The sequence below is a fragment of the Armatimonadota bacterium genome (assembly GCA_016789105.1).
Lineage (GTDB): Bacteria > Armatimonadota > Fimbriimonadia > Fimbriimonadales > Fimbriimonadaceae > UphvI-Ar2.
In genome coordinates, this window is sequence record JAEURN010000002.1 from 111,024 (window position 1) to 133,704 (window position 22,681).

Annotated in this window: 24 protein-coding genes, 1 tRNA gene and 1 other RNA gene; 16 read left to right on the forward strand and 10 right to left on the reverse strand. The window is 60.4% G+C overall.

Going from position 1 to position 22,681, the window contains the following annotated elements:
* The first annotated feature begins 8 nt into the window (after positions 1 to 8).
* From JNM28_01370 to JNM28_01385, 4 genes are all read left to right on the forward strand, one after another.
* Positions 9 to 1,517, forward strand: a complete 1,509-nt coding sequence (locus JNM28_01370; protein MBL8067075.1) for a YifB family Mg chelatase-like AAA ATPase — start codon at positions 9 to 11, stop codon at positions 1,515 to 1,517.
* A gap of 10 nt (positions 1,518 to 1,527) precedes the next feature.
* Positions 1,528 to 2,220 (forward strand): ThuA domain-containing protein, encoded by a 693-nt coding sequence (locus JNM28_01375; protein ID MBL8067076.1) that lies wholly within the window; start codon positions 1,528 to 1,530, stop codon positions 2,218 to 2,220.
* 53 nt (positions 2,221 to 2,273) lie between these two features.
* Positions 2,274 to 3,890, forward strand: a complete 1,617-nt coding sequence (locus JNM28_01380) for a DUF4127 family protein (GenBank protein ID MBL8067077.1) — start codon at positions 2,274 to 2,276, stop codon at positions 3,888 to 3,890.
* A 109-nt stretch (positions 3,891 to 3,999) separates the two neighbouring features.
* On the forward strand, positions 4,000 to 4,641 hold the full coding sequence (locus JNM28_01385; GenBank protein ID MBL8067078.1) for a dienelactone hydrolase family protein: 642 nt from the start codon (positions 4,000 to 4,002) through the stop codon (positions 4,639 to 4,641).
* A gap of 24 nt (positions 4,642 to 4,665) precedes the next feature.
* Here the strand turns inward: JNM28_01385 and JNM28_01390 are convergent, their stop codons facing one another.
* Positions 4,666 to 5,358 carry a DNA starvation/stationary phase protection protein gene (locus JNM28_01390; protein MBL8067079.1) on the reverse strand — a complete coding sequence of 231 codons (693 nt, stop codon included), beginning with the start codon at positions 5,356 to 5,358 and terminating at the stop codon, positions 4,666 to 4,668.
* Positions 5,359 to 5,440: 82 nt separating this feature from the next.
* On the opposite strand from JNM28_01390, the gene ruvA reads away from it, so the two are divergent.
* From ruvA to JNM28_01410, 4 genes are read left to right on the forward strand one after another with little or no spacing between them, the layout of a single operon-like run.
* Entirely contained in the window at positions 5,441 to 6,037 is a 597-nt protein-coding gene (ruvA, locus tag JNM28_01395; protein ID MBL8067080.1) for a Holliday junction branch migration protein RuvA, read from the forward strand.
* Positions 6,034 to 7,062: a Holliday junction branch migration DNA helicase RuvB gene (gene ruvB / locus JNM28_01400; GenBank protein MBL8067081.1), complete on the forward strand. Its 1,029-nt coding sequence runs from the start codon at positions 6,034 to 6,036 to the stop codon at positions 7,060 to 7,062. Before ruvA ends, ruvB begins: the two co-directional genes overlap by 4 nt.
* Before the next feature lie 3 nt (positions 7,063 to 7,065).
* Positions 7,066 to 7,518 (forward strand): helix-turn-helix transcriptional regulator, encoded by a 453-nt coding sequence (locus JNM28_01405; GenBank protein MBL8067082.1) that lies wholly within the window; start codon positions 7,066 to 7,068, stop codon positions 7,516 to 7,518.
* Between the two features lie 38 nt (positions 7,519 to 7,556).
* Positions 7,557 to 7,964: a VOC family protein gene (locus JNM28_01410; protein MBL8067083.1), complete on the forward strand. Its 408-nt coding sequence runs from the start codon at positions 7,557 to 7,559 to the stop codon at positions 7,962 to 7,964.
* Positions 7,965 to 8,211: 247 nt separating this feature from the next.
* On the opposite strand, the gene sufD is transcribed toward JNM28_01410, so the two are convergent.
* On the reverse strand, positions 8,212 to 9,510 hold the full coding sequence (gene sufD / locus JNM28_01415) for a Fe-S cluster assembly protein SufD (GenBank protein ID MBL8067084.1): 1,299 nt from the start codon (positions 9,508 to 9,510) through the stop codon (positions 8,212 to 8,214).
* 2 nt (positions 9,511 to 9,512) lie between these two features.
* Positions 9,513 to 10,271, reverse strand: a complete 759-nt coding sequence (gene sufC, locus JNM28_01420; GenBank protein ID MBL8067085.1) for a Fe-S cluster assembly ATPase SufC — start codon at positions 10,269 to 10,271, stop codon at positions 9,513 to 9,515.
* 337 nt (positions 10,272 to 10,608) lie between these two features.
* Here sufC and JNM28_01425 point away from each other — a divergent pair, with 337 nt between their 5' ends.
* From JNM28_01425 to JNM28_01445, 5 genes are all read left to right on the forward strand, one after another.
* Positions 10,609 to 11,157 (forward strand): hypothetical protein, encoded by a 549-nt coding sequence (locus JNM28_01425; protein ID MBL8067086.1) that lies wholly within the window; start codon positions 10,609 to 10,611, stop codon positions 11,155 to 11,157.
* Between the two features lie 39 nt (positions 11,158 to 11,196).
* The gene (locus JNM28_01430; protein ID MBL8067087.1) at positions 11,197 to 11,961 is read left to right on the forward strand and encodes an enoyl-ACP reductase; all 765 of its coding nucleotides are present in this window, start codon (positions 11,197 to 11,199) and stop codon (positions 11,959 to 11,961) included.
* Entirely contained in the window at positions 11,961 to 12,905 is a 945-nt protein-coding gene (locus JNM28_01435; protein ID MBL8067088.1) for a hypothetical protein, read from the forward strand. The genes JNM28_01430 and JNM28_01435 overlap by 1 nt, the downstream gene beginning before the upstream one ends.
* Positions 12,902 to 14,050, forward strand: coding sequence for an ATP-grasp domain-containing protein (locus tag JNM28_01440; protein ID MBL8067089.1), 1,149 nt, complete (start codon positions 12,902 to 12,904; stop codon positions 14,048 to 14,050). The genes JNM28_01435 and JNM28_01440 overlap by 4 nt, the downstream gene beginning before the upstream one ends.
* 108 nt (positions 14,051 to 14,158) lie before the next feature.
* Positions 14,159 to 14,794, forward strand: coding sequence for a 50S ribosomal protein L25 (locus JNM28_01445; GenBank protein MBL8067090.1), 636 nt, complete (start codon positions 14,159 to 14,161; stop codon positions 14,792 to 14,794).
* A gap of 122 nt (positions 14,795 to 14,916) precedes the next feature.
* Here JNM28_01445 and JNM28_01450 read toward each other — a convergent pair whose 3' ends face one another.
* Positions 14,917 to 16,071, reverse strand: coding sequence for a class I SAM-dependent rRNA methyltransferase (locus JNM28_01450; GenBank protein MBL8067091.1), 1,155 nt, complete (start codon positions 16,069 to 16,071; stop codon positions 14,917 to 14,919).
* A 73-nt stretch (positions 16,072 to 16,144) separates the two neighbouring features.
* Here JNM28_01450 and JNM28_01455 point away from each other — a divergent pair.
* Together JNM28_01455 and JNM28_01460 are read left to right on the forward strand one after the other, a co-directional pair.
* Positions 16,145 to 16,234 (forward strand) — tRNA-Ser (locus JNM28_01455).
* Between the two features lie 532 nt (positions 16,235 to 16,766).
* The gene (locus tag JNM28_01460; GenBank protein ID MBL8067092.1) at positions 16,767 to 17,312 is read left to right on the forward strand and encodes a lytic transglycosylase domain-containing protein; all 546 of its coding nucleotides are present in this window, start codon (positions 16,767 to 16,769) and stop codon (positions 17,310 to 17,312) included.
* On the opposite strand, the gene JNM28_01465 is transcribed toward JNM28_01460, so the two are convergent.
* The gene (locus JNM28_01465) at positions 17,313 to 17,921 is read right to left on the reverse strand and encodes a hypothetical protein (protein ID MBL8067093.1); all 609 of its coding nucleotides are present in this window, start codon (positions 17,919 to 17,921) and stop codon (positions 17,313 to 17,315) included.
* A gap of 48 nt (positions 17,922 to 17,969) precedes the next feature.
* Positions 17,970 to 18,327, reverse strand: a transfer-messenger RNA (tmRNA) gene (gene ssrA / locus JNM28_01470).
* 136 nt (positions 18,328 to 18,463) lie between these two features.
* On the opposite strand from ssrA, the gene JNM28_01475 reads away from it, so the two are divergent.
* The gene (locus tag JNM28_01475; protein ID MBL8067094.1) at positions 18,464 to 18,997 is read left to right on the forward strand and encodes an SRPBCC family protein; all 534 of its coding nucleotides are present in this window, start codon (positions 18,464 to 18,466) and stop codon (positions 18,995 to 18,997) included.
* Here JNM28_01475 and JNM28_01480 read toward each other — a convergent pair.
* The 4 genes from JNM28_01480 to JNM28_01495 are packed head-to-tail and all read right to left on the reverse strand — an operon-like array spanning position 18,994 to position 22,659.
* Positions 18,994 to 19,788 (reverse strand): 4-hydroxy-tetrahydrodipicolinate reductase, encoded by a 795-nt coding sequence (locus JNM28_01480; GenBank protein ID MBL8067095.1) that lies wholly within the window; start codon positions 19,786 to 19,788, stop codon positions 18,994 to 18,996. The two genes, JNM28_01475 and JNM28_01480, sit on opposite strands and share 4 nt — an antisense overlap.
* On the reverse strand, positions 19,785 to 20,423 hold the full coding sequence (locus tag JNM28_01485; GenBank protein ID MBL8067096.1) for a hypothetical protein: 639 nt from the start codon (positions 20,421 to 20,423) through the stop codon (positions 19,785 to 19,787). Before JNM28_01485 ends, JNM28_01480 begins: the two co-directional genes overlap by 4 nt.
* Positions 20,420 to 21,403 (reverse strand): FAD-dependent oxidoreductase, encoded by a 984-nt coding sequence (locus JNM28_01490; GenBank protein ID MBL8067097.1) that lies wholly within the window; start codon positions 21,401 to 21,403, stop codon positions 20,420 to 20,422. The genes JNM28_01485 and JNM28_01490 overlap by 4 nt, the downstream gene beginning before the upstream one ends.
* Positions 21,400 to 22,659: an FAD-dependent oxidoreductase gene (locus JNM28_01495; protein MBL8067098.1), complete on the reverse strand. Its 1,260-nt coding sequence runs from the start codon at positions 22,657 to 22,659 to the stop codon at positions 21,400 to 21,402. Before JNM28_01495 ends, JNM28_01490 begins: the two co-directional genes overlap by 4 nt.
* Positions 22,660 to 22,681: the final 22 nt, after the last annotated feature.

Sequence of the window (22,681 nt, forward strand, 5' to 3'; positions counted from 1 at the left end):
ACCGCGACATGGTCGCCCAAGCGCACTCCGCCACACTCAACGGCATCGATGCGCTCTCCATCGTCGTCGAAGTCGACCTCCGGGGCGGGATGGCCAAATTCCTCCTCGTCGGCCTCCCCGACAAAGCCGTCCAAGAATCCCAAGAACGAGTCGGGACCGCCATCCGCAACAGTGGGCTCACCTTTCCAAACGGCTTGCTCGTCTGCAACCTCGCCCCAGGGGACATCCGCAAAGAGGGATCCGGATTCGACCTCCCCATCGCCATCGCCATCCTGGCCGTCAGCGGCCAAGTGGCAAGTCGGTCGCTGACCGATACGCTGATCGTGGGCGAACTTGGACTCGACGGCGAACTCCGCCGGATCGACGGGGCCGTCAACATCGCCATCATGGCCCACCAACAAGGCTTCAAAAGGCTAGTGCTCCCCGAACCCAATGCCGCCGAAGCCGCCATCATCCCAGAACTTGAAGTCTATGGTCTCAAAACCCTCCTCGAAGCCGTAGAGCTCCTCAATGGCAGCATCCTTTACCAACCCCACCGGTTAGAAACTCAGCCTGACCAACACGAAACCGAATTCCCCATCGATTTCTCCGATGTCAAAGGGCAATCCCAAGCGATTCGAGCCCTCGAAATTGCCGCCGCCGGGGGGCACAACATCCTGATGTCCGGGCCGCCCGGGTCGGGCAAAACGATGCTGGCCCGGAGGCTCCCCACCATCTTGCCGCCCCTCACATTGCAAGAAGCCATCGCCGTCACCCGAATCTTCAGCTCGGCCGGGGAGCCCAAAGAATCCAATGGCCTCGTCTGGCGACGTCCATTCCGGTCACCGCACCACGCCACCAGCTATGCCGCCATCGTCGGCGGTGGCAAATCCCCAAAACCCGGCGAAGTCTCCCTGGCTCACCACGGCGTGCTCTTCCTCGACGAAATGCCCGAGTTCGGCCGGGATGTCTTGGAAGCCCTCCGCCAGCCGCTTGAAGACGGAGTGGTCACCGTGGCCAGGGTCCAATCGACGCTCACGTTCCCCGCCGGATGTATGCTCGTCGGGGCAATGAACCCATGCCCCTGCGGATTCAAAGGCTATCCCGAGGCCAACTGCGTCGGCGCTGCCCAATGTCTCAAATATGGGGCCAGAATCAGCGGCCCCCTTCTCGACCGCATCGATCTCCACGTCACCGTGCCCCGCCTCAAGCCAGAAGAACTCACGGGCATCCCCGCCGGTGCCCCCAGCGCCACGATCCGGGAAAGAGTCATCCAGGCCCGCTCAAAACAGGCCGACCGGCTGGGACCAGGAAAAACCAACGCCATGATGTCTCCCCGCCAGCTCAAGGAGATGGTTGCCATGGATGAGGAATGCAAAATCTTCATGCAGGCCGCCGCCCATAAACTCAACCTCTCCGCGCGGGTGTTCGACCGTCTCCTCAAAGTCGCCCAAACCATCGCCGATCTGGGGGGCAGCCAACAGATCACCCGCTCCCACCTTGCCGAAGCCGTGCAGTACCGCTCGGTCAACGAATAGACTCAATCTAATGCTTGCCGCCGCGTTCATCGCAATCGCCTTCGCCCCAAAACCGGCCATTCTCGTCTTCTCCAAAACCGCCGGTTATCGCCACGAATCCATCCCCGACGGCATCGCCGCCATCCAAAAGCTCGGCAAGCAAAACAACTTTGCTGTTGAAGCCACCGAAGATTCATCCCAAATCAACCAGTCCAACCTCAAGAACTACCGGGCCGTCGTCTTCCTCAGCACCACCGGCGACATCCTCGACCTCACCCAACAGACCGACTTCCGCAGCTATGTCGAATCTGGCGGAGGATTCGTCGGCATTCATGCCGCCGCCGATACCGAATACGATTGGCCGTGGTATGGCAGGCTCGTCGGGGCCTGGTTCAAATCCCATCCGGCCATTCAACCCGCCGCCGTAAAAATCCTCGATGCCGGCCACCCGTCCACCGCCCACCTCCCCAAAACCTGGGCCAGAACCGATGAGTGGTACGACTACCGAGCCCTCCCCGAGACCCAAATCCTCGCCAAATTGGATCCCGCCAGCTACCAAGGCCACACGATGGGCGATGACCACCCAATCGTCTGGTGCCACATGGTCGGCAAAGGCCGGTCGTGGTACACCGGCATGGGCCACACCAAGGAAAGTTATGCCGACCCGATGTTTCAAAAGCACCTCCTCGGCGGAATCCTCTGGGCAACCGGGATCAAAGAGTGAGGGGCTTACCGCCCGCGCCCCCGCCACCGTAAAATAACGCCGCCCGCCCGCCGATGAAAGCCGTTCTCGCCGCCCTGACCGCCTTGCTGATTGCCGTTGCTGCCCAAGCCCAAACGGCCCCGGGGGCGCACCGGATCCTGCTTATCCCCGTGGACGACCGACCCGCCGTCAGCCACTTTGCCGGCATGATCGGCGATATCGCCGGATACGACGTCATCACCCCGCCCATAGAAATCTTGGGCAAGTTCAAGCAACCCGGCTCCCCCACCGCCATCCTCGCCTGGCTGGCCAAGCAAGATCTGGGCAAATTCGATGCCGTGATCGCCTCGGCCGACATGGTCGCCTATGGCGGGCTCATCGCCAGCCGCACCGACCGCAGTTCCGAAACCCTAGCCAAATCCCGGCTCAGGGAACTCTGGAAAATCCGCAAAGGCAGTCACGAAACCCCCTTCTACGTCTTCTCCACCCTCACCCGGATCGCCCCGACCGCCGTTGCCGAAAACCGCACTTGGCGGCAAGACCTCTACTACTGGGCCACCTACCGGGAGCAATACCGCCTCTACAACGACCCTGAGGCCAAGCGGAAAATGGACATTTATGCCAGCCGCGTCCCCCAATTGGAACGGGAACGGTACGACGCGGTTCGGGCCCGCAATGTCGCCATCCAAACCGAATTGATCAAAATGACTTATCACGGGGCATTCAATCAGCTCACCTTCGGCCAAGACGACGCCGCCCCCGTCGGCCCCCACACCCGCGAGATCGCTACCCTCAACAAAGAGATCGACCGCCTCAAACTCCGGGGCCAAACCCAATTCTGCATGGGGATCGACCAAATCTCCAACTGCCTCGTCAGCCGGGCCATTTGCGATAGGGATCATTGGTCGCCCACCGTCGCCATCCGCACCGCCGACACCAAAGGGCTCGACCAAATCGCCGCGTATGAATCCGAACCGATCCGGGAATCGCTTAAAGACCAGATCGAAACCAGCGGCGCCACGATCACCGATAACCCCGACAAGGCCGATTACGTCCTCTATTTGAACACGCCAAAGCGGGACGGCATCCAATTCGACGCCTTTGTCAAGGAAATGTCGGCTTCCATCGACGCCGGAAAGCGCATCGCCGTGGCCGACACCAACCTCGGCTGGAGCGGCACCGCCGACCCCGAGTTGTTTGATTCCCTCACCGCCAAACGCCAAGGGCCCCAGTTGGTCAGCTACGCCGGGTGGAACACCGCCGGCAACACCATGGGCACCACCGTCCCCGCCGCCAACGCCTACCTCCTCGCCCTCCGGTCCAAAGTCGATGGCCTCCGGCGCGAAACGGCCGCCCGCAAATTCGTCCTCCACCGGCTCGTCACCGACTACTTCTACAACCGGTATGTCCGGCCCGAGGCGTACCGGATGATCGAACAAATGCAAAACGGCGACCGCGAAGAGATCCTCTCGGCCGAAAATGAAGCCAAAGTCGAGGCTTTTGTCAAACAAGACATGGCAGACCACCTCCAAAAAACGTTCAACGAACAAATGGTCGCTAACCCTTTCAAAGCCGACGGGCATACCTATGCCGTCATCGGTCTGGAAAACGTCGTAGTGGAACTCCCGTGGCCCCGCGCCTACGAAGTCCACATCGACTTCAACCTCGTCGTCCGCGAAGTCTCGCCGTAAAAAAGGCCGTTCTCTGGGGCGATTGCCCAGGAAAGCCGGGCGGCATAAGACGGCAACCCAATGGGAGATTTTGACGGCCTGTTGCCCACGCCACAGCTAAAATGACCGTATGGCCTCCGGGTTCCTGGATTTCGCCGTCGGCGGCAACGAATTCGTCATCTACGTCCCCCGCAAACCGGTGGCCGCACCGGCCCCGGCTATCTTGTTCCTGCACGGCAGGGGCGAATCGGGCACGGACGGAATCAAACAAACGGCGATCGGGTTGGGAAACGCCATCCGCATGGCCGCGGCCGATTGGCCATTCCTGGTCGTCATGCCCCAAAAGCCCGACTTCGACCTGCTTTGGCCTAATTACACCGATCGCATTGACGAATGCCTCCGATTTGCCGAATCCCGTTTCAAAATCGACCCGCACCGGCGCTACATCACGGGGCTATCCCAAGGTGGCAACGGAACGTTTGAACTTGCAGGATCCTTGGCATGGCAATTTGCCGCGGCCGCCCCAGTTTGCGGGTGGATCGATTCCGAAGGAGCCGCCGCCAAGATCGCGCACATCCCGGTCTGGGTGTTCCATGGCGATGCCGACACCGCCGTCCCCATTGCCAAAGGCCGAGCCGCTGTTGAATCGATCCGTTTGGCCGGCGGCAACGCCAAACTCACCGAATATCCGGGCGTCGGGCACAATTCATGGGACAACGCCTACCAAAAAGAGTCGCTTGGGGCCTGGTTCCTTGAGCACAGCCTGGATTAACGCCGCAATCCCGCGAACGGAGGGTTAACCGTCGGCCTTCACGCCAAAGAGCCGGCGTCGTCCGCCGCCATTGTTTGATGCGGCAACGGGGGCCTCACGCACTGGTTCGGGCTTGGGCGCCGGTTTGGCGGCCGGTTTTTCTTTTTTCGGCTTCTTATCTTTCTTTTTTTCAGCTTTTGGTTCTTTCTTAGCCTCAGATCCAGCCGGGGGCACTGGGGCGGCCTCGGGGGCAGAGGAAGGCTTAGGAACAGCAACAGGTTTAGGTTCAGCAGCGGGTGCTTCCGCCAAAGTGCTCCTCAAAAGCCATGCCGATTTGTCGTGGGCTTGCACGCGGCGAACCAAAATGTCCTGGCTGCCGGGATCGCCCGCCTTTTCCAAGGCCGCGATGTCGGCCAGGAGCCCAGATGCCAAGGCTTCGTTGGCAGAAACCAAGTCGCCGAGCATCTCTGAAGCATTCCCTTTCACTCCCTCGGCCAATCGCGTGAGCTTCAAATATTCGGCCATTGTTGCCGGGGCCGGTGCGCCCAGCGCGCGGATGCGTTCGGCCAATTCGTCTTGAGCCGCGAACAAGTCCTCATACTGGCTTTCGGTCAATTTGTGGACGCCATAAAAATCCCCACCCGACACATTCCAGTGGACACCTTGGGTTTTCACCGTCAAAACCGCCGTGTCTGCCAAAACCCGCGCCAAAATCTGCGCTGCTGCCCGCTTGTCCATGTCGCCCACAGTCTATCATACGGGCCCTTTTGGCTGCGCATCCCCGACTTGAGGACGTAGACATTCGGGTACATTCCAGCCGATGATCGCCCGCCTGCGCGGTGAAGTCCTCGAAGCCGGGGGGAGTCCCATCGTCGTTTTGTGCCACGGTGTCGGCTACGAAGTCCACGTCCCCCACTCGGTTCTTGTCGAGCACGCCTTGCCCGGCGAACCGATCGACCTCTACACCCGGTTGGTGATCCGGGAAGACGAGCACACCCTGTACGGATTTGGGAACGCAAGGCAAAGGGCCTTGTTCGAGATGCTCCGGGAAGTCAAAGGATGCGGGGCGAAAATCTCACTCGCCCTCATTAGCACTTTGGGCGAAGGCGGTGCCGTCGAAGCCATCGCCAGCCAAAACTCCAAGTCGCTAGCCACCACCCCCGGGATCGGCACAAGATTGGCCGAGAGGATCATCTTGGAACTCAAAGAAAAAGTTCTCGAACTCCACTCGGCAATCGGTGGGCACGATGCCCATATCCCGGCAAAACCCCTGCCCCAAGATGACCCATTGGCCGAGGCCCTGCTCGCCCTCGGCTACCGGCGTCAAGAATTTGAAGAGGCCGCCGCCCAGGCCCGCGAAGCCACCGGCGACCTTGGCGAGCAAGTCCGCCACGCCCTGAGGAGCCTGAAGAAATGAGCCGAAACGATCAGATTGCACCCGACCGGCTCCCCGGTGAAGATGAATACTCCCTGCGACCCCGACGTCTCAGCGAATTTATTGGGCAGGAAGGCGTCAAGTCGAACCTCAGCATCTTCCTGCAAGCCGCCCGCCAACGCGAAGAACCGCTCGACCATCTCTTGCTCTATGGCCCGCCCGGATTGGGCAAAACCACCCTCGCCCACATCGTCGCGGTCGAAATGGAGGCCGTCATCCACATCACCTCGGGTCCTGCCATTGTCCGCCCCGGCGACCTCGTCGGCATCCTCACCAACCTCGAGCCCGGCGCAGTGTTGTTCATCGACGAAATCCACCGCCTCAGCCGCCAAGTCGAAGAGATTCTCTACCCTGCCATGGAAGACCGCAAGGTCGATATCATGATTGGGCAAGGGCCGGCCGCCCGCTCCATCCGGCTGGATGTGCCCCCGTTCACCGTTGTCGGGGCAACTACCCGCCAAGGCAACCTCACCGGCCCCCTCCGCGACCGCTTCGGCATCGTCATGAACTTCGGCTTCTACGAACCTGACGCCCTGGAACTCATCATCCGCCGAAGCGCAACTATCCTCGGCATCGAAGTCGACCAGCCGGGCGGACAGACCATTGCCCGCCGCTCTCGGGGTACCCCCCGCATCGCCAACCGCCTGCTCCGCCGAATCCGCGACTTTGCCCAAGTCGACGGTCATGGCACCGTCACCGAACCCGTCGCCGACCGCGCACTTGCTGCCCTCGGCATCGACCACCTGGGGCTAGACGGCCTCGACCGCGCCGTGCTCAAAAGCATCATCGAAAAGTACAAAGGCGGCCCGGTCGGCCTGGAAACCATCGCCGCTTCCACCGGCGAGGATTCTGGCACCATCGAAGATGTTTGCGAACCGTTCCTTCTCCAATGCGGACTCCTCGCCCGCACCCCCCGAGGGCGTGTCGCCACCGACCACGCTTTCCGACACCTCGGCCTCACCCCACCCAAAAAGTCCGCCGACCTCACCCTCCCCCTTGAGGACTGATCCATGCGGCCCGATGACCGCCGCTGGATCAAGCGGAACTTCGCACTCCGCCCCTACGAAGCGGCCCGGCAATGGCTTGCCCTGAACTCCGACCAACCCGTCACCATCCGCGAAGCCGCGCAGATCGCGGGATATTCGCCCAGCCACTTCACCCGGGCATTTACCGAATCCTACGGTGAAAGCCCGCGCGACTACCTGGCCCGACTGAGGATCGAAAAAGCCGTGCGGTTGCTCGCCGGGTCAAAGATCTCTGTCCAAGAAGCCGCCAGCGAAGTCGGGTTCGGCTCTCTCCCAACATTCTGCAACCGGTTCAAAGCCCTGACCGGCCAAACCCCGGCGGAGTTCCAACGCGCCGCCCTCGCCCATTCCCGCGAGACGGGCCAGCCCGCCAACCCCGTCATTCCGACCTGCCTCTCCGGATCTTTTTCTCCGCCCAAAATCAGCAAACCGGAATAACCGCTGCCGATCTGGGCTCAGGCATCATGGAGGGCGACATGGTTACAAAACTTTCCCACGCCACCATTTGGGTGCTCGACCACGAAATTGCCTACGACTTCTATGTGAACAAACTCGGGTTTGAGGTTCGCACCGACGCCAAGATGGACAACGGCTTCCGCTGGCTCACGGTCGGCCCCAAAACCCAGCCCGACCTCGAAATTGTCCTCATGAAACTCGAACCCGGGATGGCCTTGAACGAAGAGCAAGCGGCCACCCTCAAAGGACTCATCGAATCGGGCGCCCTCGGCGCCGGAGTCTTTGAATGCGACGATTGCGACGCCACCTACGAGGAACTCGTGGGAAAAGGGGTTGAGTTCAAATCGCCCCCGACCCAACAGTTCTATGGCAAAGAAGCACTCATGAAAGACCCGTTCGGCAACTGGTTCAGCATGACTTCGCACTAGGCATCTCGAAAACCCACCCCGGCCGGCCCAAGGCCGCGCCCTCGTCCCCGCTCCACGGGGACTCTGCCCCGGCCGGGGGGTTCCTGAATCCCTGAGACGACGGGAGCCCTCATTCCCGCGCAGGGCGGGAAGCGGGATAACCCGAACCGAAATCCCGGATTATCCAAAAGGCTAACCTTGACCCTTCCCAGTCCTGGGGAGGGCTATGGTGGGGTCGAGCGCGGAGGCAACCACCTTCGCGAAATCACTAAACCCCGAGGTCGATTCCGAGCTTGCCGTAAAGCCGCCGTTCCAAACGCTCCCGCACCACCTCGTCGGAAATCAGTTCGAGAACTTCAGCCGCAAACGCATACACCAAAATCGCATCCGCCTCGGCTTTGGGGATGCCCCGCGAGCGCATGTAGAACCGAAACGTCTCTTCGATCTGCCCGACTGTCGCCCCGTGCGTGCATTTCACGTCGTCGGCGAAAATCTCCAGCTGGGGCTTGGAATTGATCGTCGCGTTCGGGGAGAGCAGCAGGGCCTGGTTGGTCTGCTTGGCATCGGTCTTTTGGGCGTCCTGGTGGACGAAGATCTTGCCGTTGAAGACCACCGTGGCATCGTCATCGACGATCTGCTTGTAGATCTCAAAGCTGTTGCAGTTCGGCAAGGCGTGGTCGAGCTTGGTGTGGTTGTCGATGACTTGCGAGCCGTTTGCCACGACAACGCCATCCAAGCGCGTCGTGATGTGCTCGCCGCCCAAGACAATATTCTGGTCCAGCCGCGCCAAAGAACCGCCGAACGCCACGTTATAGCTCCGGTATTCGCTTTCGCCAGCCTGTGCGGTTTGCCAAAGCGCGATGTGCATGTTCGTGACCGCTTCATCTTGGAGCCGCACATGTTCGATGTTGGCGTGCTTGCCCACGATGACTTCCGTCACCGGGATCGTCAGGTTTGCCGAAGGGCCATCGGACGTGTAATGCTCCACAATCTTGGCGGTCGAGCCGTCTTCGGCCACCACCAAAATGCGGGGGGCAACCACCATCCCCTGGCCTGAGGTCACATGCACGACCTCGATCACCGGCTCAACCGCCGTTCCTGCCTTGAGGTGCAAAAAGAGCCCATCGACGAAAACCGCCGTGTTCAAGGCCGCAAACGTGAAGCCTTCCAACGTCGCTACCGAACCTAAAAGACCCTCGATCCCCGGCCGCTCATAAACCGCGTCTCTCAGGCTCATCGCCGTCAAACCAGGCTGCGCCGGGATTTCGCTCAGGTTCCGATCCAAACGGCCGTTGACCATAACAAGCCGGATCGGTGAATCGGAGTAGCGGCCCAGTTCGGATTCAAAGACAGCCGGCCCGGGTTCGCCAGGCTGCCAATCGACGGAAGCTACCGGGCGCAAAGCTGTGTACTTCCACTCTTCTTGGCGCATGGTGGGCACTCCCGATTCCCGGTGGATCGCGGCGCCCTTTTCGCGCAAGGCCGCCAGCCAGCCCGGCTCCTGTTCTCGGGCGACCAAGTCGATGACCGACGCCAGGCTGCTTTCGTAGACGAGGGGTTTGGACACGATCAATTCACCGCCAATTCGTCAAGCCAACCGTAACCTTTGTCCTCAAGTTCCAGGGCCAGCTCTTTGCCCCCGCTCTTGACGATTCGCCCTTCTTTGAGGATGTGAACATAGTCCGGGACAATGTAGTTGAGGAGCCGCTGGTAGTGCGTGACCACGACAAAGGCCCGCTCGGGCGAGCGGAGCGCGTTCACCCCGTCTGCCACCGTCTTCAGGGCGTCGATATCTAGTCCGGAATCCGTTTCATCCAAAACGCACAGCGCCGGTTCCAAAACCGCCATTTGGAAGATCTCGTTTCGTTTCTTCTCCCCGCCGCTGAACCCCTCGTTCACGCTCCGGGTCAACAAGTCGTCTTTCAAGCCGAGCAACTTCACCTTTTCGCGGATGAACGACATGAATTGCAGGGAACCGATCTCTTCTTCCCCATTTGCCACTCGTTTGGCGTTCACCGCCGCCCGCAGGAAATAGGTGTTGCTCACGCCGGGGATCTCGACCGGGTACTGGAACGCCATGAAAACACCTTTGTGCGCCCGGTCTTCCGGTTCCATCTCCGTCAGGTCTTCTCCCTGGTAGGTGATCGAACCCTCTGTGACTTCGTAATCCTCTCGGCCGGCCAGGATGTTGGCCAGGGTGCTCTTCCCGCTGCCGTTCGGACCCATGATCGCGTGCACCTCGCCCGCCTTCACCGAAAGGTCAATCCCCTTCAAGATCTCTTTCCCGTCTTCGGCAACGCAGGCGTGCAGATTCTTAATTTCCAACATTTGCGTAGAGCAGTTTACGACCTGCCGATTGGGCCACTGAGCCCGAACCCCCATCAAACCTTACAAAATTGTCATGTTTCAGGCCCTTTGCCCGGAACTTTCGCGGAGTCGCCACCTGCCCAGGCTAAATTTCACGCTCGCCCTTGCCGAACATTTTCCTTGACGGGCCCGCCAGAGGCCCGCATGTTTCAGCAACCAGGGAAAACAAGCTGAAAGAGGGTATGGGCGCTCCACAACGGGGCGCCATTTTTTTTGTTCCAGCCAGCCAAATGGGCATTCCGCTCGTTCGCCCTGAAAAACATTGGCTCCGGGCCGGGGATCGCGTATCGTTTTCCATATGACCAAACTCGCTTGGCCCGCCGCCCTTGCCCTGGGGTTCACTCTCGGATCGGTGGCGACCCATCAATCCGCCCCCACCACTCCGGATAACGCGGAGCTCGCGGAGATGTACAGAATCGACCAGGCTGACAGGGCGGGCGATCTATCCAAACTGGATTGGAAGGCGATTGCCGAACACGATGATGCCCACCAAAAGCGGGTTGCCGAAATGCTCGGCCAAGACCTGGTGAAAACCCCAAGGGACTACTACCACGCCGCCATGGTCTTCCAACATGCCAGCACTCCCCAAGGCTACAAAATGGCCCACGAATTGGCCATGATCTCGGCCGCAAAAGGGGAACCGGACGCCAAGTGGCTCTGCGCCGCCTCATGGGACCGGTTGCTCCGCAGCCTCAAGCAAAACCAGAGGTTTGCCACCCAATATTCGTCAAAAAATATGAAATCATTTGAACTCGACCCGGTCGACCCCGAGCCCACAGATTCCATGCGCAAAGCCCTGGATTGCCCGACCTTGCAAGAAGCCAAGCGACGCGCCAAAGATTTCTGAGCCGCCCGCCCCCGCAAGCCAACGGGTAATCTCGCCCCTATGCTTCTGGAAGGCAAGAAAGGACTTGTCCTCAACGTCACCAACCAAAATTCCATCGGTTGGGGCATCGTCCAAGCCCTCCACGCCCAAGGGGCCACCATCGGGATTGGGGCCCAAAACGAGCGAACGCTGCCCAAAGTCGAAAAACTGATCGAGGGAATGGATCGCATCGACACGTTCGTCTGCGACTTCACCTCCGACGACGACCTCAAAAAACTCCGCGACCAAGTCCACCAGAAGTACGGGAAAATCGACTTTTACGTCCACAGCGCGGCATTTGCCAACAAAGAAGACTTGGAGGGCCGGTTCATCGACACGTCTCGAGCCGGCTTCGCCCTCGCCTTGGATATCTCCGCCTATTCGTTGGTGGCCAGTTGCAAAGCCCTGGAAGACTTGTTCGTCGACGATGCCAGCATCGTCACCATCAGCTACATCGGCTCAACCCGGGCCGCCGGGAATTACAACATCATGGGGGTCGCCAAGGCCGCATTGGAATCCGCCGTCCGCTACCTGGCGGTCGACCTGGGAGAGCGGGGGATCCGCGTCAACACCATGAGCCCCGGCCCCATCAACACGGTCAGTGCCCGGGGGGTCAAAGGCCTCCTGGATATGCTCAAACTCATGGAAGAGCGCACCCCCCTCAAACGGCCATATGGCCAAGATGAATGCGGGCTCAGTGCCGTCTACCTGTGCAGCGACCTCAGCAAAGGCGTCACCGGGCAAATCCTTTTCATCGATAGCGGCTACAACTTCCAAGGGTTCTGATGCCACTGCTCACCGTCCCCAACTGGTCTCTGGGACGCGAGCGGTCGGTACTCAGGGAGGCGTTCGACTACTTGACCGCCCAGCCGGTCACCGTCCATTACGCCGAAGCCGACATCGACCACAACCGCACGGTCACCGCGTTTTCCGGGACACCGGAAAACGTCCGCGAGGCCCTTCTCGGACTCGCCGCAATATTCCTCCCCTGTATCGACCTCCAACGCCATAGTGGCGTCCACCCCCGGATCGGCGGGCTCGATGTCTGCCCCTTTGTGCCCCTCCCCCCCCTCCGGTCCCCAGGGGACGAAAACTTCAGCCAAGACCCCCCCGGGCATGATGCTGGCAACGCCGGAGATCTCAACCGGTACATTGCCAGTGTCGCCCAAACCCTGGCCGAAACCTTTCAGATCCCCATTTTCCTCTACGAGCATTCCGCCCCCGGCCGGGATCTGCCAAACCTCCGCAAAGGCGGGTTCGGAAGCCTCCTCGATCGGACTCTCTCCCCCGATTTCGGCCCAAACCGCGCCCACCCCCACCTCGGCGCAACCGTCCTGGGCTGGCGGGATTTTCTTGTTGCCCTCAACGTCAATTTCCCAGACGCCCCCGGGGCGGTCGAGACCATGCGCCTCATCGCCTCTCAAATCCGGGACAAGCGACGGAACGGTGATCCGCTCTTTCAAGGCGTCCGGGCCCTCGGGCTCTCCCTGCAGGCCCAGGGGCTCTGCCAGCTCAGCATGAACATCACTAAACCCGACGCCGCCGACTTCGACTCCATCGTGGCGTTTATCGAAGAAAAGGCCGCCAAACACGGCATCGGCGACGGCTACACCCAACTCATCGGGGTCATCCGCGACACAGATGTTGAACGTTCAGTCAAAATTTTCCCCCGGGTCGAGCAAATTGTCCCGACCCGGCAAGCCACCCACTGGTCGGAGGATTGGCAGTGACCTACCGCTTCGATATCGGGTTTTTGGGCGGAGGGCAGCTGGCCCGGATGTCCATCATGGCCGCCCAACGCATGGGATTCCATTGCCTCAGCCTCGATCCCGGCCGGGTGACCCCCGCAAGCCAAGTCGCCCCATCGCTCGAGGGCGCCCTGGACGACCCCGAGAAGGTAGCCCACTTCATTCACCAGTGCCAATTCGTCACGCTCGAAAACGAGTTCATCCCCGCCCAAGCCATCCGCCAGGCCCTCATCATTGCCGACCGGGAGCCCGGTTGCCTCACCCCGGGGCTCGGCACCTTGGCGACCATTCAAGACAAACTCCTCCAACGCCAGGCGTATCTGACCCATGGGGCACCGAGCCCGCTGGCCGTGGCTTTAGAAGGTGATTTTTCGACCGCCTTTGAACAAATCGGGTTCCCGATGGTGCTCAAGGCCCGGTTTGGCGGATACGACGGCAAAGGCACCCGATACGCCCGCAACCCGGAGGAGTTTGCAACCCACCGGGAACTCGTCGCCGGGGGCAACTGGATGGCTGAACAGTTCGTGCCGTTCACCCGCGAACTCGCCGTCATGGTCTACCGCTCCAAAACCCAGACCGGGTGCTTCCCCACCATGGAGACCATCCAGGTCAACCACGTGTGCGACCAAGTGTTTCCGAGCGGAACCGATGCCTCCGCCGCCGCCATTGCCGCTGTCGAAGCCGTCCAGGGTTACGGCCTGTTCGGAGTGGAGCTGTTCGAAACCGGGTCTGGCGAATTCTTGGTCAACGAAATCGCGCCCCGGCCCCACAACACCGGCCACTACACCCTGGATTGGGGTGGAGTCAGCCAGTTTGAACAACACGTGCGCCTTGCCACCGGGCTCACCTGTGCCCAACCGATTGGGCAAGAAGCCTGCATGGCCAACGTATTGGGCCCGAGCGCGATGGGTTCCACGGGCGAAACCGGCACCGACTGGCTCACCCGGGCCCGCGCCGCACTCTATGCCGCGGAACCTGCCGCCCACCTCCATTGGTACGGCAAGGAAGAATCCCGGCCCGGCCGGAAAATGGCCCACATCAACGCCGTCGGCCCCGATTGCCGCGCCCGCGCGCTCCGGGCCCGAGAAGCGTTTCTTGCGACTTGGACCCAAAACTCTCCGAGCTAGCCTGCTTGGCCGAACCGGGACCCCAACCGGTAAGAGGGCCGCACCGGGTATCTTTTAGCGCTTGCGAATCCTGGGTTCGAGTGAACCTGGTTCGGGACGGTTTTCCACATGGCTACGTTGCAACTCACCACCCGCGAAGACGCCTCATCGGCCGGCACCCGCCGATTGCGCCGAGACGGTGTCCTCCCCATGGCGCTCATCGCCAAAGGCGGCGAGACCAAAAAGGTCCAGGCCGACCGCATGGACACCAAACACCTGTTCCACGACATCACCGGCGTCGCCATCTTCGATGTCGCCATCGACGGCGGTTCGCCAACACGGGTCATCATGAAGGACGTGCAACGCGACCCCGTCAGCCGCCGGGTCAGCCACCTCACCGTCATGGAAATTGCCGAAGACGACATCGTGAAGGTCTTCATCCCTGTCGTGGTGGAAGGCACCCCCAACGCGGTCGCCAAACGCGCCGCCACCCTCATGGTGCCCATGAACCAAATCGAAATCAAAGCCCGCGTCAAAGACCTGCCGGAACAGATCCTGGTCGACGCCAGCAAAATGAAGCAAAACGACAAAATTGTCGTCGGCGACCTGAGTCTCGGGGAAGGCGTCGAATTCCTGGCCTCTGACCAAACTGTCCTCGCCTCCACCAAACAACTCCGCGGGATGGCCGCCCTGGAAGAAGGCGGCGAAGAATCCCCGGCTGAAGAAGGCGGGGAAGCCGCTGCCGAAGAAGCATCAGCCGAGTAGCCTGTCCCTGGATCGGCCCAACCTCCCCTGGCCCAAAGCCGGGGGAGGTTTTTTGTTCCCGTACCCCCTCCCAATTCCCACTTTTTGGAAACCGGTTTAGGCTCCGCTGACTCCGGGATAGGTCATTCCATCCGCCTCACCCACAGGCACTTTAAATACAGGCTTTGCGGGAACTCGGCCACGGCGGGATGATCCCGATCCTGAAGGGTTACCGCCTCCAATGCCACTTTGACCCCGCAATCCCCCGCCGCCAACTGGACGACATCCCAGCAATCCTCAATCCCCATCTGCCAGGTGCAAGCGCAAACCACAACCCGCCCGCCGGGATTCAAATGCGGCAAGGCATCATGGACTAACTTCCATATTCCCCATTTCAGCGAATCCCGCTTATCCCGGGTTTTGGCGATGGCCGGCGGATCCAAGATGATCCAGTTGTAACCCCCCTCGGCAGACTCCGCAAGGTAATCGAACGCATTGGCCTGCACAAACTCCACTGTGAGGCCGTTCAACTGGGCGTTCGCCTGCCCGCACAACACGGGCAGTTGCTTGATATCCACACCCAGGCAATCCGCCCCCGCCGATGCCGCCGCCAAGCTGAACCCCCCGGTGTAACAAAAAAGGTCTAAAACCCGGTCGCCTTGCCGGACTTGCTTGGCCAGGTGGGCGCGTGAGTTCCGCTGATCCAAAAAGTGGCCCGTCTTTAAACCGTCTTTGGCCGGGACCAGATACCGCAGGCCACGCTCGCGGATTTCAATCCGCTCTGGAGTCTCTCCCGCCAATTGGCCCGAAAACTCTTCCATGCCCTCCTCCTTCCGGCCTTGCATGTCCGAGCGTTCAAAAACGCTTTCGCATCGCTCGGCCAGGATGGGCAGCCAAACAGGCTTGAGCTTTTCCATTCCCAGGTTCCGGACTTGCACCACGGCATGGCCGGCAAAAAAATCGACAATCAAGCCAGGGAGGCCATCTGCCTCACCATGCGCCCATCGAAAGGCATCGGATTCAAGATCTATGGTCTGACGATAATCCCAGGCGCGGTCGAGACGGTCGCGGAAAAACGCCCCGTCCACCCCGCCATCGCCTAAGCGCAAGATCTTCACGGGATAGCGCGCGCCCGGGTTTACCAGCCCCATGCCGAGCCGAGTGCCGTCGGCCCCGCACAGTTCGGCCAAAGACCCCGGCGCCACGTCCGATTCCCACCGGACATCGCTCCGCTGGAGCCACGGGTAGCCCCGTTGGAGTTTGCGGATAGCGCTGCCTTTGACCGTGACGACCGACATAATTCAAGCACAGTCTATCCGCCCGTGAACGGATGGCCCCCCTCAACCGATCATGGTAATATATGCGGATTCCGGACAGGTGGCTGAGTGGACGAAAGCGCCCGCCTGCTAAGTGGGTAGGGGAGCAATCCTCTCTCGGGTTCGAATCCCGACCTGTCCGCCAGTTTTCTTACCGAGGGCCAACCATGTTCAAGCTCCTCCCAGCCGCGATCCTCGCCACCGCCCTGTTCGGCGTGGCCCATGCGCAAGGGTTCGACCAATACATGGCCCTCCGCAAGCAATACGGGATCACCCAGGCCTCCACACCCGCTGCCCTCACCTCGTTTGTCGGGGAAAAAACTCTGGAAGTGCGCGGCGTCGTCCGAGGCATCATCGGATCGGCCAAGGGCCAGTTGCTCGTCCTGGAAAACCCCGATTCCAACCGCGAGATCTACATCAACGCCACCGATGCCCCGGCTTGGCTCAAAACGTCCAACACCACTGCAAGGCTCATCATCAAAGCCAAACGCGATTCTGAAAGCGCTGCGCTGGAAACGATGCTCCTCGCCGCCAGCGCCGAAGGGCCCGTCGCCGAATTCGAAGCCAGGGAAATCGAAAAGGCCCGCAAAAAGGCTGAAGAAGAAGCCAAGCGGCAAGCTGACCGGAACAGCCGCAATGCAACGGCTCCTTCCGATCGGGGAGGGCGGCCGCCCAAAATGCCGGGCAACCTGCCAGACCTCAAAACCAATCCCCTGCAGGACGGTCCGCAACTCTCGGCCGACTTCTTGGCCCTCGTTGCCCCGTACACGGATTTCATCCTCAAGCAAAACCGCAAACTCTCGCCCGCCCAGGCCCAACACATCGCGGAGACCATCCTCGCCTACAGTGCTCATTACGGGGTTGACCCCCGGCTGGTCATGGCACTTGTTTTGTGCGAGTCGAATTTCGACCCCAACTCCACCAGCGGGGCAGGAGCCCAAGGGCTCGGCCAACTCATGCCCGGCACCGCCCGGGGGCTCGGCGTCGGCAACAGCTACGACACCGAAGAAAACCTCTACGGCACCGTCAAGCTCCTTCGCGGCAACCTGGACAAATACACCGCCAAAACCGGCGACTCGTTCGAAGGTTTGGTCCTGGCTTTGGCCGCGTATAACGCCGGCCCGGGGGCCGTATCCAAGCATGGCGGCGTTCCGCCCTACCGCGAAACGCAGAACTACGTCCGCAAGGTCATTGCGACATACAAAAAGCTCTGCGGAGAGTGATCAGCCGCCCGATTGGCGCCCTTCGATCGAGGCCAGCAGGCACGCCCCAGCCAACACCATGCGCCGATCCAACTGGTCTGGCGGCTGGAAGCAATCGATCGCCAGGTGGTAGGTGAACGGGTTGAAGTTCTGCTTCAAATCCGCAACCCTCATTTCCCCCACCAACATGTCGTAATTCTGGGGGATCAAATTTGTGAGCAGGCGCCGCACCAACGCCATCCACAACTGGTCTTCGATCAGAACCGCTACCGGCTGATCCATGGCGTTCATCACCGTCCATTCGTCGCGCGCCAACGAAGCCCAGCCCTTCCGCTGGAACGCACCGATCTTCTGCCCAGTTCGCGCATCCATCACGTCATAGGCGGCCGAAAAATCGATGATCTGACGGGCGAAAATCCCGACCAACTCGGTTTGAAAACCCGGCCCGCCAAATATCCGGATGTCTTCTTTGAGCTTGAATCCCTTTTTTTGCGCCTGCAACACCTGTTGCCCGCCGGAATCATAAATATCGAACGTCGCGCCGATCATCTTCAGCAACTGGCGCTTGAGATAATAGTGGCTCCCCGCAAACGGGTCGATTTCAGAAGGCACAAGCGGCGGCATCGACATAACCGCCGGATTCTAACCCGGAAACCCAATCAATTACAATCGAAAATTTGGTGGAGGCGCCGGGAATTGAACCCGGTTCCAAAACTGTCGTCCCTAAAGCGTCCACGAGCGTCCCCTTCTTTTTGTGTCTCGGCGCGGGCCAATCCCGAAGGTTAGGCTGGCTTCGCACCCAGTCCGGTTGATCTAGCCTTTGGGGTACGGACAGAACCCTTCCAGGCGATCCCTTATTTGCGACGTCTAACTAGGCGGGAAGGGAACCCTACTAGCCGACGAGCTGCGTCAATTAGGCAGCGTAAGCGAAGTTGTTATCTTCGGCAGTTGTTTTTTTGCCGTTTGTTTACGAGGCCAACGGCACCTCGGCTCGCAACCTTAAAGCGATCCAGCTCTGTCGAAGCCTGACGCCCCCAGTTGTCTATCCATTATAACGTCGGGAGCTCCGCCGCGTTCCATAGCCCTAGCCGAGTTGATCAGAACTCAAGGTGGAGAAAACATTCTAGTTTCTCAAACAAACCTTAATATTTGTTTCGTAAACTCGAATGGCTATGCCGACTAAAGTGTACGAAACCCGCATCCGGGCCTCCGTGCAAAGCGTCTGGGACTTCCTGGCTTCCCCCCTTTCGCTGAGGCTCCTCACACCCCCCGACCAAGAAATGGAGATCGTCTCCAAAGACAACCAACTCCGAGAAGGGGTAGTGCAAGAATTCAAAACCAAGCAACTCGGCATTTGGGTCACTTGGAAAATCAGGGTCACCAAAGTCTCAGCCCCCCGCGCCTACACCTATTCCGGCATCAAGACCCCGTTCAAGGAATTCACCCACCACGTCGACCTCATCGACGATTGCGGCGAATCCATCGTGAGGGAAACCGTTCATTACGAACTCAAGGGCGGGGCAATCGGGAACCTGGTCAACGCGGTCAGTTCCGATGAGCGGCTTGACAAATACTTCAAATTTCGGCAACGGACCCTGCGCAACCACATGGAAACCAGCAAAGCCGCCATCAACGCCGAACTTTTTGAAAAAGAAACGGAATATGTCAGCGACTTCGCCCTAGACGAGCAGAAACCCGTCGGCTAATCCATCAGCGATTCCAGGCCGGTCAAAAACCCGTTCCGCCCTTGGATTTTGCGGATGGCCAGCAAGACCCCGGGCATGAAACCGGCCCGGTCGACCGAATCGTGCCGCACCGAAAGCCGCTCGCCAGGGCCGCCGAACAGCACTTCTTGGCTGGCCACGTAGCCGGGCAACCTCACGGAATGCACACGCACCCCTTTGACATCCCCGCCACGGGCCCCATCTGCCTTTTGGACTTCCCCTTGTAGGCGGCGCGGCGCATTCTCCCCCCGGGCGGTAGCAATCCGTTCTGCCGTGTGCCATGCGGTTCCGCTCGGTGCATCCAGCTTTTGCTCGTGGTGCAACTCAATCACCTCGACTTGAGGGAAAAAGGCCGCGGCCCTCTCGGCAAACTGCATCATCAACACCGCACCGATTGCAAAATTGGGCACCAGGATCGCCGGGGTCCCGGAATCTTCGACCGCCATTTGGATCGAACGGAGGTCTTGGGAACCCAAGCCGCTAGTGCCAATCACCACCGCACAATTGCGTTTCAAAGCGCTTATGGCATGGTCGGCCGCACCCGCCAAATGGGTGAACTCGACCAACACGTCGGGGTGGCATCCGTCCAGCATTGCTCCGAGTTTTTGGCTGATCGGGACATCTGGCAAATCGGGGCCCAACGCCGCTGTCGAGGCGAAGTCGCTTGTCCGGTCATAGGCTCCGACGAGTTCCATATCCGGGGCACCGGAGACGGCTTTAACCACTTCCCGGCCCATGCGCCCGCAGGCCCCCGCCACCGCAACGCGCGTCACTTTGCCCTCCGGGTCATTTTCCCATTCGGGGTTTCCACCACATAGGGGTCACCGGATTCGTCCAAGTAAGCCTTGGCATCGCCCATGGTCACATAATGCGCTTTCACCGTTTTGCCCGCCCAAGTCACTTCCCGGGTTCCCAGATACGTGCAATTGATCTCCTTCCACGTCTGGCTGCCGATATCGAAACGGGAATAATTTCGCTGGCCACCTGAGGCCACCTGATCCCGGATGAACCAAAACTCGGGCAGGGCGGCAATCGATTTTCCGCTCGGATAGGCAACCAGGTCGTTGACCGTTTTGCCTCCTTGGTCGACCTTGACATTCGCACCCGATTCATCGAATGTCACCACAATCGATTGCGTGGCAGAATTCCCCTTGAGCGAAGTCCGCTGCAACATCCTCACAGGTTTCCCCTCCTTGTCGTAGGTCGATTCTTGCAAAACGCTGACCTCACGGCCAGCCGATTCCTTGAGCAACATCCCCAGGCGAACGTATTTCGATCCGTCCGGCAAAACTTTGTTGACCAATGTCGCCGACCCCTTGAGGTTCCCGGCGACAACGTCCATCACAACTTCCCCCGCTTGGGCTGCCGTCGCTGATCCGATTGCCAAAACACAGGCGATTACTTTCATACCGTTTCCATGATCTGTTTCGCCGCGCGGACCCCGGCCGAATAAGCTTGGTGGATCCGGGCTCCGCTCAAACCGTCACCCGCAACCAAAATCTTAGCCCCTTCTGGGTTTGCCGATTCAAACCCCACCGTGTTCGCCGCATGGCTGTACCGCCACCGCTTCACCTGAGCTTCAATGAAATCGGGCCGGGAAATGTGCAGCACGCGCCGGACATCCACCCATGTCTCAGCCAAGATGTCCTCGTCCGGTCGCTCAAAGCTGTAACGGCTGTACCGCGCGCTCATCTGGGCCAAGACAGCCGATTTCCCCTTTGGGGCCCGGAACCCGCCCGGAACCTTCACATGCTCTAAGCTGAGCCACGTCAACGGCTGCGACTGGTCCGGGTCGATCAAGGCATGATACGGGCGGTCCAATTCTTCATCGACGCAAAACATCACGCTCAAACATTGCCGGTATTGGGAACCGGCAAAGGTGCGCCGGTCGTTCGCCGATGCCAACAGGGCTTCGGCCTGGGGCAAAGGGGGGGTCAATACGACGTGGCTGAAGGCCTCCCCCCCGATCCGGTAATGGTGGTCCGATTTTTCGAGCGATTGGACTTGGGTCTCCAACCGGACGTCCAATCCATCCGCCAACAGCTTCGCCAAGGTGTTGTTGCCTTGCCGGTAGGAAAACCTCCTCAGCTTGCCCCCTTCCGGATCGACCGGGGTCACCCGGTCGCCCGAAGCCATATGGATCGGGCGGTCGATTTCCACCAGTTCCTCCCGGGGAAGGCTGTCCAAAATCACCTGTTCCAGCTCCGTCCCCCGCGGTGAGATAATGGTCGCGCCATGGTCAAACACGTATGGCCCGATCCGGCGGGTGGCAACGCGCCCACCTAGCCCCCGGGATTTTTCAAAAACCACCGTGGCAATCCCCGCCGCATGGAGGGTTCTGGCCGCCCCGAGCCCGGCCATGCCGGCCCCAACGACCGCAACCCTCACGCCCCGACCGGCTCCCGGTCCGGACTCAGCACATGGGCGGCGGCCTGCTGGCCGCTCAGAACCGCCCCATCAAGCCCGGCATAGGTCGTGTGTTCGCCGGCAACCACCAAGCCCGGTTCTGGGGTTTGGGGCGTCAGGAACCGTTCAAACCCTGCTGGTTGCGGCATTTGGGCGCGGGGGATCCGATCCACACGCAAGGGCCGCCAGGAGTCCACCTTCTGGTCTTTAAACCACCCGCTCAGTTCATATTGGACTGATTTCGCCAGGTTCAAATCAGTGCCCCGTGGGCGACCCAGCACCGTCGCCGCCACCAAGTGCTGACCAGCCGGGGCAAGCTCCCGGCTCGCATTCGTGAGGCAGGCGACATGGTTGACCAAGCCGGTATCTGTACCGTTCAGCATCAGAATCGACTCGTGCCAAGGGCGCTCGGCCGCCGCAAAGTGCACGGTCGCGCAAGATTTGAATGTCCACGGAGTACCGATCCCACTCAAGCGGCAGCTCTCGGGCTGATCCACTGCCAAAACGACCGATTCCGCCGCCAACGTTTCGCCAGAATCCAAAACGACACCCGCCACCCGCCCCGCATCGCGGTGCAACGCAACCGCCCGCGCGCCCATACGCAGCGAACCAGGGTCGACCCCCTCCAAAATCTGCTCGGGGATGGCCTGCATACCCAGGGCCGGGATCGTCGCCGGAGAACGGTCGAGCATCTGCCAATAAAACGCAAATGGACGGCAACTCACGTCAAGTGACCGATCCAAAAAGACCCCACCGAAGAACGGGCGCACAAACCGATCGATCGCTGATGCGCTGACCTTGCGGGCAGCCAAGAATTGCCCGAGCGGCACATCCTCCATCGCCCAAATGTCCGATTCCGACATCTTGTCCAGATCGGCCCCTAACTGGTAGAACCGCATCAGGTCGTTCACCGAGACCCAACCGCCGAACGCCGACTGCAGGATGTGCTCACGGTGCACCTCGCGCATTTTGCGGCCGTCAAAAACCAGGCAGCCCGGTTCAAAGTCTTTCAGCCGCAAACGCCCGAGGTCGAGTTCCAGGCGGGCATTGGGATAAGCCTCGAAGTAAACCTGGAAGCCCCGGTCCAGCAAAAAACCGTCCACGCGGTCTGTGCGCACGCGGCCCCCCGGCGCATCCGCACCATCAATGACCACGACATCCAGACCCGCCTGCTGCAACCGCCGGGCGCAGACCAACCCCGCCAGACCGGCGCCCACCACAACCACAGGTTTTTGCATTCAAACCAAATTTACCTGGTTC